Raw genomic sequence first — 15,108 nt, 5'->3', positions numbered from 1 at the left:
CATCATGAGCGACAACACGCAAGTCGCCCAACGCGACCAGGACGCGGTGACGCGCGCGGAATCGAGTGACGTACGTCGTCGCGCCACGCTGACGCCGGCGGTCGATATCTTCGAAGACGCTCACGCAGTCACGCTTCTGGCCGACCTGCCCGGCGTATCGAAAGAGAAGCTGGACATCAATGTCCACGACGGCAGTCTGACCATCGAGGCGGAATCCATGGTGCCCGTGCCGCCGAACCTGGCACTCTCGCATGCCGAAGTGCGGGCGCCCTACTTCTCGCGCCGCTTCACCGTCAGCGAAGACTTCGATACCTCACGGATTGAGGCGTCCCTGAAGGATGGCGTCCTGAAGCTGACGATACCGCGTCGCGACGAGGCGAAGCCAAGACGCATTGAGGTGCGTACAGGCTGACGCCAACTACCCGATGCATACGGTTGGACGGCGGAAAGGTATCCGCCGTTCCGCGGTCGACTGCGTCGTCGACGAACTTTCGAAGGCATGCACAAGCGGAACAAGGCGACCAACGGCACGACGATGGGCACGGGGATGCAGTCCGTGAGGAACGACCCGTGCGACAGAAAGTGCTTAACACCGCCGACGTTGCAGGTCGCTCGTGAAAGCCTTGGACGTTTGCGCTGAGAGTGCAGACATGAATCTGGAAATAAGTACTTCTCCTGCCGACACGGGCATTCGTACGGCGCACCGGGAGGCGCTGATTACCGCCGAACTCGCGACGCGAGCAAGCCGGCGCCCCAACCATGGAGCGGAGGCCAAAGTCCTGAGACGGCTCGCCCATGCGCTCGCTACCTCGGATGCAGCCATGCTTGACATGCTGACATTGGAGGCTGCCCGGCTATGCAGGGCGGGTAGCGCAGGCATCAGCGTGCTCGAGTCGCCGCCGGACAGGCCGGCGAGGTTCAGGTGGGCGTCCCTCGCAGGCCACTGTGCATCACTTCTGAATACCTACCGACCCTTTGATGACAGCGTATGCGGCGTGACGCTGGCAATGGGCAAGCCGGAACTGTTCAAGACACCGCAACGCTACTTCCCGTCGATAGAAGCCGTCTCGCCGCCAGTCGTCGAAGCCCTGCTCGTGCCCATCCCGGTTGGCGACGGGCCCTGGGGCGCCATCTGGGTGATGTCTCACAACGAAAACGCGCGCTTCGACGCAGAAGACCTGCGTTTGCTGACAAGCCTCGCCGACTTCACCGGTGCCGCGTTGCAGGTCACGCGTATGCAGGCGCCGGCGGAGAAACGGGCGACTGAAGCAGAGGAAGCCCAGGAAGCGCTCCGCCGGACCGAAGAGCGCACCTTCGAGTTTATCGCCACACTCAGTCACGAGCTCCGAAGCCCAATTGCCCCCGTGGTTTCGTCACTGAAAATTCTTGGTCGCCCAGGGAGCAGCGGTTCAGCGACGGCGCGCGCGCTCGAGATAGCGCAACGGCAGATAGGCCGGCTTCAACGACTGATTGATGACCTGCTGGATGCATCACGAATCCGGCACGGCAAGGTGGAAGTCAAGATGGGAACATGCCAACTGGCTGATATCGTGTGGGATGCCGTCCACGCCGTGCAACCAGTGATGGAGGCGCGCAGGCATCGACTGACCGTGCAGTGTCCGTCCGAACCGGTCGCATTGCACGCCGACGCGGCCCGCCTTACCCAGGTTCTCGTGAACCTGCTCAGCAATTCCGCCAGGTATTCGCCCGACGGCAGCCACATTGAACTCGCCGCTGTTGTCGACGTGCCGGGCGACAACAGGACAAGGTCGCCAGAGGCAATGAACTTCACCGTGACGGATGAGGGATACGGTATCCCTGCGGACAAGCTTCCCCATGTGTTCGGGATGTTCACCCAGCTCGGTTCGCGGGTATCGACAGCGGACTCAGGTCTCGGAATCGGACTCGCACTGGTCAAGTATCTGGTTGAGTGTCATGGCGGTCGCGTCTCCATTGCGAGCGGCGATGGCCGTACAGGGACTGCGGTGACAGTGGTGCTCCCGGTTCTCGAGCGGCTTCAGGTTGTGCCTCACTGGCAGCAAAGCCTGAATGACCCATTGTCTTCGGCATGAATCGCCGATTTCGACAGCTTGCAATGTCGATGCTGACAGGGAGGCTAGTTCGACGAAGCATCGTGTGCCCGTTCTATGCCTCAGAAAGAGCCACATAGCAATGGTCGCGAAACGGCGCGGCAGATGGGCGTTCGGGAATGCGCTTTATTTTGAGCGACACATACGCCTTTGACTACTCCTGTCCTGACATCTCCGCTTCCGTCGACGGAGCACCAGCATCAAGCCCTAACTGCTGCCTTGCTTTCTCCCAGTATTCCTCAGACCGACCTTCCGGGCCCCCATCCCTTTCCCAAAGGTAAAAGGCAAGGGTCCGAATCTGCTCCTCCGTGACAGGGACATCCATTTAAACCTCCTACGTCAGCGTGTTAGAACATGCGAGTGAACTGGAAAACGCGAGAGTCCACGCGAAGCGAACCGGTATCGAAGGCCCCGAATACGGCTACGACGCAAGCGCGAACAAACCGGCAACGCCAATCGAGTATAGAACCCCGCACGAGCGAAGAGAACGCCTGATGCGCTGGTTCCCGGCGGGGTCGCGGAATACGCCTTGCTGCTCTCGAATCACTGATACAACCGGAGACAGACATGGCAACAAAACCGAAGGAACAGAAGCCAGCCAGTGAGAAGTCCGAAGACGACATCGACAGGGCTGTCGAGGACACTTTCCCCGCCAGCGACGCGCCGGCGACGGGTGGAACCACCCGCATCAAGTCGGAAGACGGCGAAGAAACTGATGAGGATTCGCCCGAGTAATGAAGGCGCAGGCAAGGAGGCATCATGGCAGACACTTTCAGACCCGGCGAAATCGTCACAGTGTCGGGTATCTATTCGGCCGTTCTTGAAGGGGGCGACAGCGAGGGCCGGGCATTTGATGCCACATGCGTTGAGGGTGACCGCTTCCCGCCAACGCGCACTGGCGTCGGCGTGCACTACGAGCTGAAGTACGGGGCGCCGTACTCGCACCAGCACCCCGAGTTGAACCCGCGCAAGTAACAGCTTTTACCTTCATCGCCAAAGGCTATGGGGTTTCTCCTCCCCTACGTTAACTTGACACAGCCACCCCTCAGAACGCATATTTGCTCCTTAGTCGAGCAATTGCTCAATCGTTCCCGCATGGTCACCTGCGGCACATGGCGCGCCTCCTCGAAGAGGGTCGCCGGTGAGGCCAGAAACCGATGTTGCCTGCGGTCTGAAGTGGGCCGACCAACGGGACTGTCCGGGCACGCAGGTACCGCCGCATGTGTCAGCGATGACCGACAACGATGAGGAACAGGAAAATGGAAGGACGACTGCAGGGCAAGGTCGCTGTTGTCACCGGCGCTGCGTCAGGCATTGGGCTGGCCAGCACCGAGGCGCTTCTGTCGGCCGGTGCGCGCGTCGTGCTGGTGGACCGCGACGACGCTGCCGTGACGTCAATCTGCAAGAAACACGGCGATGCGGCGATTCCGCTAGTCCTGGATTTGCTCGACTCGAAGGCCTGCTCGACGCTTGTACCGCGCGTGCTGGAAATCGCGGGGCAAATCGACATCCTGCATGCCAACGCCGGTATCTATGTTGGCGGCGAACTGGTAGACGCGGAGACGGCAGCGATTGACCGGATGCTGAATCTCAACATCAATGTCGTGATGAAAAACGTTCACGACGTTTTGCCCCACATGATAGCCCGGCGGACCGGCGATATCATCGTGACCAGTTCGCTGGCCGCTCATTTTCCGACGCCGTGGGAGCCGGTCTATGCGTCGTCCAAATGGGCGATTAACTGCTTTGTTCAGACCGTGCGGCGCCAGGTTTTCAAGCACGGAATCCGCGTCGGCTCCGTCTCGCCCGGCCCGGTCATTAGCGCACTGCTCGCCGACTGGCCCGAGGAAAAACTGAAAGAGGCCAGGGAATCGGGGAGCCTGATAGAGGCCAGTGAGGTCGCGGAGGTCATCATGTTCATGTTGACGCGGCAACGCGGTTTGACCATTCGCGACGTGGTTCTGATGCCAACCAATTTCGACCTCTAGGCGATAAAGACAAGACTCACCTCGAGTTCGAATAATGTTCCTTGGCATTGACCTCGGCACGACCGAACTGAAGGTCCTCCTGCTGGCCAGCAATGGGCATGTCGTCGGGACCGCTCGCCATCCATTGGAAATATCGAGGCCCAGGCACCGATGGTCAGAACAGGACCCGGAGGATTGGTGGCGAGCTACGCGGACTGCGCTATCGACGCTGCGTAAGAACTATCCCGATGCGTTTGGGCGTGTACAGGCCATCGGCCTTTCCGGTCAAATGCACGGTGCCGTTCTACTTGATGCCAATGACCGGCCGCTGCGCCCGGCGATATTGTGGAACGATATGCGCAGCGTCAGTGAATGCGCTGAGCTCACGGCCCGCGCGCCAATGCTGCATGCAGTCGCAGGCAATTGCGCAATGCCAGGGCTCACGGCACCAAAGTTGTTATGGGTCGCACGATACGAGCCGGAGTACTTCGGAAAGCTGGCATGTGTCCTGCTGACGAAGGACTATCTACGTCTGCGTTTGACCGGCGTAAAGCTCACGGACCCGTCCGACGCGTCAGGAACCCTCTGGCTTGACGTCGGGCGTCGCGAGTGGTCCGACGAGCTCCTGGAAGCTTGTGACATGACGCGAATGCAGGTGCCCTCGATTGAAGAAGGGAGCCGGGCGACCGGCATCGTTCGTCGCAGTGTCGCTGACGAGCTCGGGCTGCCTGCAAATGTCATTGTTGCGGCTGGCGGGGGTGACACCGCGACGAGCGCGCTAGGGGTCGGCGCAGCGGAATCGGGGGATGGCTTTCTGTCTCTCGGTACATCGGGAGTGCTGTCCGTTGTCACCGGGCAGTTTCGGCCAAGCCCGCATCTGGGGGTACACGCGCTTTGCCACGCGATTCCCAACAGGTGGCACCGAACAAGCGTTGTGTTGTCTGCGGCCAGTTGCGTTCGCTGGCTATGCAACCTCACTTCGGCTGACGAAGAATGTCTGTTAGGTGAGGTCGAGAGCGTCAGCGCGAGCCGGCGCGCCAAAGCCCCATTGTTCCTGCCATATCTTTCGGGTGAACGAACACCTCATAATGACCCGTACGCCCAAGGTGTGTTTTGTGGACTGGTCGATTCGACCGACCGCGGCACACTTGCCTATTCGGTTCTTGAGGGCGTCACGTTTGCCTTGTCGGACGGCCTCGAAGCCCTGCGTGCGGACGGCACCCGTGAAACCTCGCTGAGCCTTATCGGTGGAGGCGCACGCAGCAAGCTTTGGACACAGCTGATTGCTGACGCGTTCGGGGTGCCGATACGCCGGCCGCCTGATTCACAGTCCATCGCCGCGCTCGGAGCCGCACGCCTCGGATGGTTAGCGGCCGACGGTGATTTTTCGGTCGTTGTCCGCACCCCGTCGCTATCACAAGAATACTTTCCTGACGATGAGCGGCACTCGATACTGCTGGAGCGGTTGGCGTCGTACCGCACTCTGTACAGGCAGTTGCGGCCGCTTTTCCCCACGTGACGTGTGGCAAATCTCGGGCGGGCAATCGATGCTGCGGGCTTATTCACACTCGTCACACAGACAGGCAGTCGAGAATAGCGCGAGAGCACAGCGTATTGCGGCATTCAACTGCCCAATGACTGACATACCTTCCTGGAAGGGCTATCCACGCAAACGCGTCAAGTGTGCTGAGCAGGATGGTCAGCGGCATGTCACAGCGCAATCATCTGGATGGCGGGTGTCACTTCGGCATCGTGAAGACGGCGGATTCGCTTCGCGGCCTTTCACGCTTCGTAGCCGACGCGTTTCAAGCGAGCCAGCACATATTCGCGAGGTGATTCAGACATACCTGATACACGGTCCGCACAAAGGGCGTACCAAATTCCAGGCGTGGCTGCTCCGAAAACATTGCCCATGCGGATTGAACATCAATTTCAATCGGGAAAGACATGTCGATTCTCTCCGCTACACGCTGGGCCCAGCTCGATATGGATACGCGTTGCAGCCAGTCAGCGCGGTCACCATGCGTCACAAGCCAGAGTCTCGAAAGGTCGACCTGATGTTCGATGGCAAGCCACTCGCCGGTAGCGGATTTTGTGAGCAATTGCGACGCAACGAGATAGCTCAGCAGCTCGGTTTGCGCGCGCAGGTCAAGGTTTGGCGGACTGGTCATGACGTCCATCCTACCTGGACTCGATGCGTGCGAGTAGTCGGCAAGCAATTTCATGCGGATGGCATAGCGCGGCATTTCCTGCTCACGTGCGCTCAAAACGGGAGTTCATGCAAATTGAATGAACAGGGTGTCAGGCACCAATATAATCCTGCTCACCGATTCCACATCGGTCCGTCGGTGTCGCCGCGTAGTGGTTGCTGCGGCCCGGAGCGGAAGCGCTCTTTTGCTGCGACTCTACGACTCTCGCCGCCACATCAGGCCGCGGACGTCGGCAGGTCAGTGACGCAACCGGACGGTCGGCCACTCGAGCAGTACTCGTAACGTCCCTGTCTTCGCCCAGTTCGGGTCAGAAGAACTCCCCACAGTCCAGCGAGATGACGAAGTGCGTCTGCTCCGCCAGCACTTCGCCTCGACCGACCGACCGTCCGCCAGGTCCAGGAACGGATGCGCGTTGTCCGCACATCACCGCGGCCGCATGCGCTGATTGTCTCCTTCGGAAGGCATCAAACCTGCACGATACGCTGCGGGGAGCCACCCGGCAGATTTCGGGAGTCGACGTGAACCGTTTGCAGTATTGCTACATGCTTTACACAACCGCCGCGGACAGGTCGTTTACCTGGCGTGCGCGCGCAGCGGCCGCAGCCCGCGTGCCTCCAGGAGGATGGCAATCACGTCGAGCAGACGCGCTATCGGCGCCGGCTTCCTCAGCAGGACATTCCACGGCGCCTCAACCGGATACGGTCCAGAAGCCGCCGTCAACAAGACAACGGGAATCCCGGCCGTGGCGGGTTCCGCCCTCACCCGCCGGCACAGTTCAGCGCCATCGACGCCGGGCATCATCCAGTCCGTCACGATGAGGTCGGGGCGCCCGAAAGCCGTGACCGCCGCGGCGGCCTCGCCGTCCTCCGCGGTCAGTACATCGTACCCTTCGGCTTCCAGTATGACCCGCAATGGCCGGAGGATTTTCACGTCGTCATCAACCAGGAGAATCGTCGCCATTTGCGGGATGTCCGGACTGAAGGTTCAACCCGCAGTCATCAGCAAGCCTCATTCCCGAGAATTGAAATCGACGTGCGGCGCACGCGACACATCGGCGATATGCAGACGTCGCGTTATCCTGATGAATTCAGCCTCGGATATGGTTGCAATGCGCTGGTTGAAACAGCGCGGTCGGCGCCATTGAAGATGGCGATTACAAATGGCCAACGTTGTCGCTCGCCCAACGCGGTGAGCCCATCTTCAACTGCGCAACAGCCCGTCGCCGAACGCACCATGTCCCGGGCAGACTTGCCGCGCGTGGCTAAGCCGGCGAATGTCTCGGCTTTCGTTCGTGTGGCCTGGGGACAACACGGGCGCAAGCAACTATCAAGTCCACCACCTTTTTCGCCGTATACACAGCAAGCAGCCGTCCCCCGGCCCGCATAGCAACATTCAACACGCGTGGCTCCATCATGTCAGGCAGAACTTCCATCCTTGATTCGATTCTGGCGACGCCGACGTCGGAGCATGGCGGCGTCACGGCGTCCATCCGCTCGTCGCTGCTGTCGTCACTGTTCGAAGACCAGCGCTCGCTCGCCATGTCAGGTGCCGCCAGCGCCTTTGTCGCGCTGGTGGCGTTCATCAGCCTGCACCGGGTATGGCCTGCGCTATGGCTCATCGCGGGCACGGGCGTTATCGCAGCCCGGATATATGTCGCGCAGGCGTACGTTGCAGCCAACCGGTCGACCGCGATTCACCCGCTTCACGCGGCCACGCGCTACGCGCCGCTCGCCCTACTGACGTCGGCCCTGGTTGGCGCGGGCTCGATGGCGTGTGTGATGTCCGGCGACGCTGCGCTGAGCGCGCTTGCCATCATGGTGACGGCGGGCACGCTCGGCGGCGTCGCGTCGAGAAATGCGGGACTGCCGCGTCTCGCGGTCGCGCAGATTGGTCTGGGCGCCGCGCCCCTTGGACTGGGCGCGCTGTTCGCACCCAGCCACGCGTACTGGGTACTCGTGCCACCACTGTTCGCCTACATCGCCGCGATGGCTTCCATCGTCCGGCGCCACTATGCGGGGCTCGTCGCCCTGATGACGGCGGAACAGGCAAATGCCGAACTGGCGGCCCGGTTCGACGCCGCACTGGCCCACATGCCACACGGGCTGTGCACCATCGACGAGGCCGGCAAGGTGATTATCGCCAACCGGCGAACGGCGGAACTGTTCGGCGCAACCATCGAGATGCTGAGGCTCAACGTTCCGCTGCCAGAGTTTATCGGGCACGTGGGCCTCGCAAAGTTTGGAGAGACGCTCAGACGACAACTGGTCGCGCGGTGTACGGAGTGGCTGTCCGCGAATCGGGGGCCGCTCGACATCGCGCTTGACGACGGGCGTCAACTGGAGATGACCCGCAATACTGTGCCTGACGGCAGCGCGGTCATCATCATCGAGGACGTCACGGAACGTCGTGCATCCGAAAAGCAGGTGCTGCACCTCGCACGTCACGACCCGCTGACCGGTCTTGCCAACCGCCGCTATCTGCAGGAACAGATGGAGCAGTGGCTGTTGCGCGCAGGTGACGGGAGCCTGACGCTCGCCATGCTGTTTCTTGACCTGGACGGTTTCAAGGCGGTCAACGACGACCTTGGGCACGATGCGGGCGACGAGGTGCTGAGGGCCGTCGCGCGTCGCCTGGAAAAGACGCTGCGGCACGGCGAAACCATCGCCCGGCTCGGTGGTGACGAATTTGCAATGATTGTTGAACATGCAACATCTGGCGCGTGCACCGCACTGGCCGGGCGCATCATCCAGCGCCTCTCCGAACCCTATCGCCTGTCTGGCGGCGCCACCGCGACGATTGGCGTAAGCATCGGCCTTGCGTTCGCGCAAAAAGGCGAGTCATTAGAACAGCTGATGAAGCGGGCTGACCGTGCCCTGTACGAAGCCAAAGCCGCAGGCAGGGGTACGTTCCGCTTCTCGACCACGGGCACGGCGGCGACCGCGGCTGCGACCGACGGGGTGTGCGGGTCGTCAGAGCACGACCTCGTCCTACCCTGAGCACCGCTCCCTGGAATCGTGCCCCGATGAAAGGGTGGCAAACAACAGTCGCAAACGAAGCTCGCGAGGGCTCTGGTGAATGGGCGTCCTCCCAGTCACATCAACGAGTCCCTGTCTTGCCGATACTTAAGACACTCTTCACAGGCATTTCTACGCCATGCCCTGTCGCTAACCCCTGCAATGTATGCCCTGTGCCTCAACAGAGTCTTTCTCTGAGAAAAAGAGTTCTTTCATTCATGGATTGTAGCGAGAGCCTTGAGCTTGGGGCGAAGCTCCCCCTTAGCCCGGCCGATGGCCAGGAAGGCGAGCTTAACCCCAAATGTGTCGACCTGGACTGCGGAGCCAGCCTCTCACAAGGGGCACTGTGGTCGGTGCATTCGCCACAGCACAGCCAGACTATCCGGGACAACGCGCGTCCCGCTGCTCCCCCTCTAGCAGTCACTCCCAGGGTGCGCCCATGAGCTTCCCGCCTGGCGCCAAGGTCGGGCGCGGGGTATTGAGCCCTCTCCTCCGACTCAAGGAATAGATAGGCCGTTTATATCGTCGATTCGGCCGGCGCAGTCATCATGATTGAAACGCGAAATCTTGCAGGGGCAGGTCCTCGACCGCGCTGCAATCAATGAGTCGTGCGCAGCTATCAGCACTGACAGCTTTGCCGGCAGCATCGGACAACCATATACTGCCCTTTCCTTCGTTTGTATTCAGGCAATGCGCACACCGAGTCATGAACTTCCCAGTACGCGTCGCCGTATGGCGGCCGGTGTGTTGCTGATGGACGGCGTCCCGCCGGAAGAAGTCGCCAGGCGACTCGGCATCAGCATGGAGACGCTCCGCAAATATCAGAAACTCATCGCCCAAGGTGGTCTTGATGCGTTGGGTAAGGTCGGCGCTGCAGGCCGCCCAACCGTGCTGGACGATGCCGCATATAGCTGGATTGCGGCCTCACTCAAGCATTCCGCCAGACTGCAGGATTTTGACAGCGACGAATGGACCCATACCCGACTGCGGGAAGCCATTAGCCGACGCTATGGCGTCGCGTTCTCTGCGAGGCATATCTGGAGAATCGTGCAAAGTCTCGGGCTGAGCTGGCGGCTGTCCGGACCGGCACGGGACAAAGGCGAGCGTCCATAGCCGGACGGACGAACTCATCTAGGCCGGCTCTGCGCCAGCAGGCGGTCGAACTCCTCGCGCGCGTCTCGCAGGTCCTGCATCGCGGCTGCAAACCTCGCGAGCTCGAGCGCCGACGGTTTCGCGCCCCCGTTGACGCCAAAGTGTCGTTCCAGCGCAGCCGATGCCGCCTGCACTTCACGTGCAGCATCAGCAATGCGTTCAAGCGCGATTGCCTCCGGGGAGGCAGTGATTGCTTTCGTCATCTCATCAACCATACCACTAGCGCGAAGGGGCATGGTCAACCCGATTTTGCAGCCGCCATGTTGCCCTCGCGCTGACGGCAGTCGGGGCCGCACTGACGCCTTATCCCCGCGGACCGAAGTCATCGGCGGTCAGCACAATTTGCGCGCCGGGTCGCGCCCGGACCTTGCGTTCCGCCACCGCCATGATGCGTCTGCAACCATCGGAAAAGGCTTTGAGCACCCGCACCTCGGTTGCACCGGATTGCAGCCAGAAATGCTGTTCAAGCGCTTCACGCGTGACCACACACGCGATACTGCGGCCGCCCAATGACAGCACAAAAACGACACTGCGTCCGTCTGGCGCGACGCTGGGTTCAAGGTCAAGGGCTTCCACGATACACGCTCGCCAGGGATGTTCGATGCACTGCCTTCTATCGCACGGGCGACACCACGAAAATCTCAAGGAGAATGCAAGCAGGTCGCGTCGCGTGTACCCAACGCAGCCGTTGCCGCTTCCAACGTTTCGCTGAGGGGTCGTGAGGGGGTTGAATGGTGTCCCCGGCGCTTCACCGGGCGCGGGCCCATACCCTACTATCGTTTGGTCCAGGCGTCGAAGCCTGCCCGCTACCTTGTCAGCCTCACGACATTGGTCGGGTCGGGTCCCGGCGACGCACCGAAGCGGTAAGTCGAACGGCCGCCGCGCTTGGCCACATACATCGCCGCGTCCGCGACGTCGAGCAGGTCCTCAACCGTATCCACGCGGTCCGGCCAGGTCGCGATGCCGATGCTCACGCCAATCGGAAACCTTCCGGCGTACTCATGACCGCCCACCACGCGGACCTTCGAGATGAGACGCTCGGCGAGCTCGCGCAACTGCACGTCATCGCCGCAATCGGCTGCCAACAGCACGAATTCGTCGCCGCCGACGCGCGCGAGCATGTCGCTCTGCCGGGTCGCCGCACGCAGCGACTCGGCCAGCCGGCGCAGCAATGCGTCGCCGGCGCTGTGCCCGAGTTCGTCGTTGACCGCCTTGAAACCGTCTATGTCGAGATAAAGCAGGCCAACCCTTCGCCCCCTTGGCCCGGTCTGCGCATTCAGCGCATCGATGGCCGTCAGGAGGCGTCGCCGGTTCGGCAGGCCGGTAAGTGCGTCGTGCGTCGCCTCCCGGTCGAGGGCCGCCGACCATGCCTGCACCTTCGCGAATGCGCGGCGCTGCACCACAACCGTATAGACCATCATGCAACAGATAAAGATAGCGACTAAAGTGAGCGCAGCCGTCCCGAACACCAGGCGCTCATGTGCATCCCGCACTGCCACCTTGCGCGTTTGCCGCCAGGCATCCAGCAGCGACCCCAGGTCGCGCCGAAGCGCGTCCATGTAGCGCTTGCCCTCATTCGTACGCACCAGGGCTATGGCCGCCTCCCGGTTGCCGCTGCGGGCAAGTTCGATGGTCCTTGCGAGCTCACTGACCTTGTCCGTCTTTGCATGTTCAACCCGGCGCACGAGTTCGTCCGACGCCTCGTCACCGGACACCACCTGATGCAGGCGCAGCACCGTGTCGTCAAGGTCACGGACGGCCTGCTGATAGGGTTTCAGGTAGCTTTCGTCGCCGGTCAGCAAATAGCCACGCTGTCCCGTCTCGGCATTCTCGAGGTTATGCAGAACACGGTTTGCCGCCCCCAGCACGGCAAACGCATCCTCGTCCCGCAGGCCGTCGGCAACAATGATGCGCGCCTCATACAGGAATAGACCGGCGGACGCGAGAAGGCCCATCACCATGCAGACATACAAGGCAATGAAGCGGCGGCGGTCCGCGTTAGCGGATTGAAATGTTCGACCGGGCAAAGCGCTCTCCGAGCCATTTGCGTAAAGACACGAATAATAGCGGAAGCACTACGCATTTTTTTCAGCTTGCAAAAGACAGCGACCAAGCTCTTCACCAGCGCTTGCCGCACCAAAAAATGTGCTGTCGGCAATAACGACAAAAACCGTGACGAGCTTGAATCGAGCATGACCTTCCATCGAGGCACGGGTGGTGGCTGTATCCGATGAATTTCCCCGCGCGAGTACACCGCCCAGCCAATCTCATTTCTTTCGTGTTAAATCGCCGTCGACAACTCGGAGTCAGAGAACGGCGATGAGGCACGTGGCCTGCAATAGGAACAGTTGCCGAAATCGTCGGTGTCGAGCAGAAAACGGTCAGCACGTTCGAGCAAGGCGCGACCTTGCCGCCACTGCGCGACAACTCGCCGACTATTTCGATGTCCCGCTCGAATCCGCTCTGCGAGCGAACTGGAGTCGAACATACGAAAGGCTGGCTAGCTGCCTGGTAGATAACAGTGAATGTCCGCACGCCTAATGAAGCAGTTCCTGACGCGGCGCGTTACCTTCAGAGCGGCCTACGAGCAACCGAGGCCACTGTACTTGACGCCACTGATTCGCCCACGGCTATCGCGTCTTGCACTCGACCCACACGGTTCCGCCCCATCCGCTTTGCCATGTATAAAGCTGAGTCCGCCAGTTCGAACAGCTCGGCTGCGTCCGATGGACGGCGCATTTCTCCCTGCGCCACGCCGATACTAAGAGTAACGACACCCAGAGGGCTACCTCGGTGGCCCAAGCCCAATGACTCGACTGCGGCCCTGATGAGCTCTGCCGTAGCCGCCGCTTCCGTCTGCTCACAGTTCTCGAGCACGATAACGAATTCCTCCCCGCCATAGCGGGCGAGCAAATCGCGCTTCCGAAGCGTCGTCGCAATGCATTGACCGACGGCCTTGAGACACTCGTCACCGGCCTGGTGACCATATTCGTCGTTGAAGTTTTTGAAGTAGTCGATGTCTGCGAACAGAACGGCAACCGGTCGAGCGGACGTCGCGTGCGCAGGCGAGCGCGATAGCTCTTCCACCTTGCTATCAAGGTAGCGACGATTACGCAAGCCCGTAAGGCTGTCGATAAATGCCATGTCTCGAAGGTGCCGCTCCTCGGTCAGTCGCGTTTGCTCCGCAACAACTGCGGCGTCAACATCCCGGACTGCGAACGCGAGGGCCATGAGGCCACTTGGAATACCGGAAGGCATTGCACTGATAAAGCTGCGCACCCAGATGTGCGTCTCGTCTGCTCGACGAAATCGATACTGCGCCGATTCCTCTATGCCGATTTTCCACGCCTGTGCGAGTACCGCAGCGAGCTCGTTCCGGTCGTCAGGATGAACCAGGTCAAGCACCGACCGTCCCAGTAGCATGTCCGGTTCGTAACCGAGAACCACGCTCGCCCGCGGTGAAGCATACTGGAACGTTCCGTCCGCCGATAGCTCCATCAAAACCTCTTCGGACCGTTCGGCAAGGTTTCGGAAGCGGCGCTGACCATCAGCCAGTGCGGATAGCAGTGCGTTGCGCTGGGTCTGCAAAATCGTGATTGGCAGCACAATGGACAGCGCCGCGACAGTGAACAGCTGCAATGCAAGGATGCGGTCCTGCATCGTGGCGAACGGGAAAAGCCAAAGCGGGCCTGTTCCGTGTATCGTGAGCGGGACCGAGATGGTGATGAATATCAGCGTGCCAACAAGCACTGTCGACAATTCAGCCCTGAATGCGAGGAGCGCCAAGGGCGGAAGCATCCAGTACAGGTCATCGTACGTGGTCTTCGAAAAGATGACCGTCGCAACGATTCCTATCAACGCCAAAAGCGACGCCGACTTGATGCGGTTGCCCGGTTGAAGCAGAGTCCTCCACTCCCCCGAAAGCATGACGAGCGTTACTGGCGTAAATATCAGGAAGCCCAAAGCGTCGGATATCACCCAATTCGAAAACGATGAAAACGGGTGAGTGGTAAAAATTCCTTGCAGCAGGATAACGGCAACCACGCCAGAAAGCATCGATGCAACTATGCAGGGACCCACTACAAACCGGACAAATACTTTAGGCTGCAGGAGCCCTTTGGCCGATTTCACACCCGGCAGCATAAACGCCGCAGCGCATGTTTCCACCATTCCTGCCGCGGTAAACGAGAACGCGACGTAGAAGGTTTCATCGCCCATCAAGTTTCCAAGCACGAGCCCGATGGCTGCACCGACAAGGAAAACAGGCTTGTAGCGTCGCCGGAGCCACATCATGTGGCCAAGGAGATAGCCGTCGACAATCCATATGGCCACAAGCTCGCCTGCCATTGTCTTCAGTTGGCCACTGATGACAAGAAGCACGAAGGCGGCTACCAGGCCAACGAAACCGATGCGTGCAAATCGCCAGAATTCGTCGCGCGAAATCAGACGTCTCATCGTGTCAACGTCAAGATTCAACCTGACGGTACAACCTTTCCTGACGAGTTGCTTCACCGCTACCTCCGCCATCTGCGCTGCCTTCTATCTTTTAGTTACTTTTTGGTCTCTCGGAAGAACGGTATATCGACCTCAGACGCAAAAACTTGAGCTCGCGATTGAACGAACCGATGTGGGTTGCGGCCATGCTTATGCCGCTCCTTGCTGTCACGTCAGGAAC

16 protein-coding genes are annotated in these 15,108 nt (G+C 60.6%); 8 read left to right on the top strand and 8 right to left on the bottom strand.

The features are described 5' to 3' along the window. The first annotated feature begins 4 nt into the window (after positions 1 to 4). Entirely contained in the window at positions 5 to 412 is a 408-nt protein-coding gene (locus C2L65_RS43330) for an Hsp20/alpha crystallin family protein (protein ID WP_042305846.1), read from the top strand. Positions 413 to 650: 238 nt separating this feature from the next. Next, entirely contained in the window at positions 651 to 2,072 is a 1,422-nt protein-coding gene (locus tag C2L65_RS43325) for a GAF domain-containing sensor histidine kinase (RefSeq protein WP_052426829.1), read from the top strand. A gap of 172 nt (positions 2,073 to 2,244) precedes the next feature. Here the strand turns inward: C2L65_RS43325 and C2L65_RS43320 are convergent, their stop codons facing one another. Then, on the bottom strand, positions 2,245 to 2,415 hold the full coding sequence (locus tag C2L65_RS43320; protein WP_081920812.1) for a DUF2934 domain-containing protein: 171 nt from the start codon (positions 2,413 to 2,415) through the stop codon (positions 2,245 to 2,247). A 242-nt stretch (positions 2,416 to 2,657) separates the two neighbouring features. Here C2L65_RS43320 and C2L65_RS46365 point away from each other — a divergent pair, with 242 nt between their 5' ends. The 4 genes from C2L65_RS46365 (at position 2,658) to xylB (ending at position 5,576) form a co-directional block, all read left to right on the top strand. Further along, a complete protein-coding gene (locus C2L65_RS46365; RefSeq protein WP_167450375.1) occupies positions 2,658 to 2,825 on the top strand; it encodes a hypothetical protein in 168 nt (55 codons plus the stop codon). Positions 2,826 to 2,849: 24 nt separating this feature from the next. Beyond that, positions 2,850 to 3,065 carry a hypothetical protein gene (locus C2L65_RS43315; RefSeq protein WP_042305847.1) on the top strand — a complete coding sequence of 72 codons (216 nt, stop codon included), beginning with the start codon at positions 2,850 to 2,852 and terminating at the stop codon, positions 3,063 to 3,065. A gap of 284 nt (positions 3,066 to 3,349) precedes the next feature. Then, on the top strand, positions 3,350 to 4,078 hold the full coding sequence (locus tag C2L65_RS43310; RefSeq protein WP_042305848.1) for an SDR family oxidoreductase: 729 nt from the start codon (positions 3,350 to 3,352) through the stop codon (positions 4,076 to 4,078). 34 nt (positions 4,079 to 4,112) lie between these two features. Beyond that, on the top strand, positions 4,113 to 5,576 hold the full coding sequence (gene xylB / locus C2L65_RS43305; RefSeq protein WP_042305849.1) for a xylulokinase: 1,464 nt from the start codon (positions 4,113 to 4,115) through the stop codon (positions 5,574 to 5,576). A 286-nt stretch (positions 5,577 to 5,862) separates the two neighbouring features. Here the strand turns inward: xylB and C2L65_RS43300 are convergent, their stop codons facing one another. Together C2L65_RS43300 and C2L65_RS43295 are read right to left on the bottom strand one after the other, a co-directional pair. Further along, positions 5,863 to 6,303 (bottom strand): hypothetical protein, encoded by a 441-nt coding sequence (locus tag C2L65_RS43300; protein ID WP_233446774.1) that lies wholly within the window; start codon positions 6,301 to 6,303, stop codon positions 5,863 to 5,865. 537 nt (positions 6,304 to 6,840) lie between these two features. After that, positions 6,841 to 7,227 carry a response regulator gene (locus C2L65_RS43295; protein WP_042305850.1) on the bottom strand — a complete coding sequence of 129 codons (387 nt, stop codon included), beginning with the start codon at positions 7,225 to 7,227 and terminating at the stop codon, positions 6,841 to 6,843. Positions 7,228 to 7,679: 452 nt separating this feature from the next. Between C2L65_RS43295 and C2L65_RS43290 the strand changes: the two genes are divergently transcribed. Then, positions 7,680 to 9,263, top strand: coding sequence for a sensor domain-containing diguanylate cyclase (locus C2L65_RS43290; RefSeq protein ID WP_052426831.1), 1,584 nt, complete (start codon positions 7,680 to 7,682; stop codon positions 9,261 to 9,263). Positions 9,264 to 9,833: 570 nt separating this feature from the next. Next, positions 9,834 to 10,394 (top strand): helix-turn-helix domain-containing protein, encoded by a 561-nt coding sequence (locus C2L65_RS43285; protein ID WP_233446773.1) that lies wholly within the window; start codon positions 9,834 to 9,836, stop codon positions 10,392 to 10,394. A 14-nt stretch (positions 10,395 to 10,408) separates the two neighbouring features. On the opposite strand, the gene C2L65_RS43280 is transcribed toward C2L65_RS43285, so the two are convergent. The 5 genes from C2L65_RS43280 to C2L65_RS43265 all read right to left on the bottom strand — a co-directional run bounded on the left by C2L65_RS43280 (position 10,409) and on the right by C2L65_RS43265 (position 14,945). Next, a complete protein-coding gene (locus tag C2L65_RS43280) occupies positions 10,409 to 10,648 on the bottom strand; it encodes a hypothetical protein (RefSeq protein WP_052426832.1) in 240 nt (79 codons plus the stop codon). Positions 10,649 to 10,736: 88 nt separating this feature from the next. After that, positions 10,737 to 11,009, bottom strand: a complete 273-nt coding sequence (locus tag C2L65_RS43275) for a DUF1488 family protein (protein WP_042305851.1) — start codon at positions 11,007 to 11,009, stop codon at positions 10,737 to 10,739. Positions 11,010 to 11,239: 230 nt separating this feature from the next. Continuing rightward, positions 11,240 to 12,460, bottom strand: coding sequence for a diguanylate cyclase domain-containing protein (locus C2L65_RS43270; RefSeq protein WP_042305852.1), 1,221 nt, complete (start codon positions 12,458 to 12,460; stop codon positions 11,240 to 11,242). Between the two features lie 48 nt (positions 12,461 to 12,508). Next, entirely contained in the window at positions 12,509 to 12,637 is a 129-nt protein-coding gene (locus tag C2L65_RS47160; RefSeq protein ID WP_255221874.1) for a hypothetical protein, read from the bottom strand. A 367-nt stretch (positions 12,638 to 13,004) separates the two neighbouring features. Beyond that, entirely contained in the window at positions 13,005 to 14,945 is a 1,941-nt protein-coding gene (locus C2L65_RS43265; protein ID WP_233446772.1) for a sensor domain-containing diguanylate cyclase, read from the bottom strand. Positions 14,946 to 15,108 lie beyond the last annotated feature (163 nt).

Source organism: Paraburkholderia terrae (assembly GCF_002902925.1).
GTDB lineage: Bacteria > Pseudomonadota > Gammaproteobacteria > Burkholderiales > Burkholderiaceae > Paraburkholderia > Paraburkholderia terrae.
The sequence above is the reverse complement of the archived record's forward strand: the minus strand, read 5'-3'. Positions and strand labels throughout refer to the sequence as shown.

Coding starts and splice junctions, on each gene's coding strand:
- C2L65_RS43330 (WP_042305846.1), top strand. CDS start 5: ATGAGCGACAACACGCAAGTCGCCCAACGCGACCAGGACGCGGTGACG.
- C2L65_RS43325 (WP_052426829.1), top strand. CDS start 651: ATGAATCTGGAAATAAGTACTTCTCCTGCCGACACGGGCATTCGTACG.
- C2L65_RS43320 (WP_081920812.1), bottom strand. CDS start 2,415: ATGGATGTCCCTGTCACGGAGGAGCAGATTCGGACCCTTGCCTTTTAC.
- C2L65_RS46365 (WP_167450375.1), top strand. CDS start 2,658: ATGGCAACAAAACCGAAGGAACAGAAGCCAGCCAGTGAGAAGTCCGAA.
- C2L65_RS43315 (WP_042305847.1), top strand. CDS start 2,850: ATGGCAGACACTTTCAGACCCGGCGAAATCGTCACAGTGTCGGGTATC.
- C2L65_RS43310 (WP_042305848.1), top strand. CDS start 3,350: ATGGAAGGACGACTGCAGGGCAAGGTCGCTGTTGTCACCGGCGCTGCG.
- xylB (WP_042305849.1), top strand. CDS start 4,113: ATGTTCCTTGGCATTGACCTCGGCACGACCGAACTGAAGGTCCTCCTG.
- C2L65_RS43300 (WP_233446774.1), bottom strand. CDS start 6,303: ATGCCGCGCTATGCCATCCGCATGAAATTGCTTGCCGACTACTCGCAC.
- C2L65_RS43295 (WP_042305850.1), bottom strand. CDS start 7,227: ATGGCGACGATTCTCCTGGTTGATGACGACGTGAAAATCCTCCGGCCA.
- C2L65_RS43290 (WP_052426831.1), top strand. CDS start 7,680: ATGTCAGGCAGAACTTCCATCCTTGATTCGATTCTGGCGACGCCGACG.
- C2L65_RS43280 (WP_052426832.1), bottom strand. CDS start 10,648: ATGGTTGATGAGATGACGAAAGCAATCACTGCCTCCCCGGAGGCAATC.
- C2L65_RS47160 (WP_255221874.1), bottom strand. CDS start 12,637: ATGGAAGGTCATGCTCGATTCAAGCTCGTCACGGTTTTTGTCGTTATT.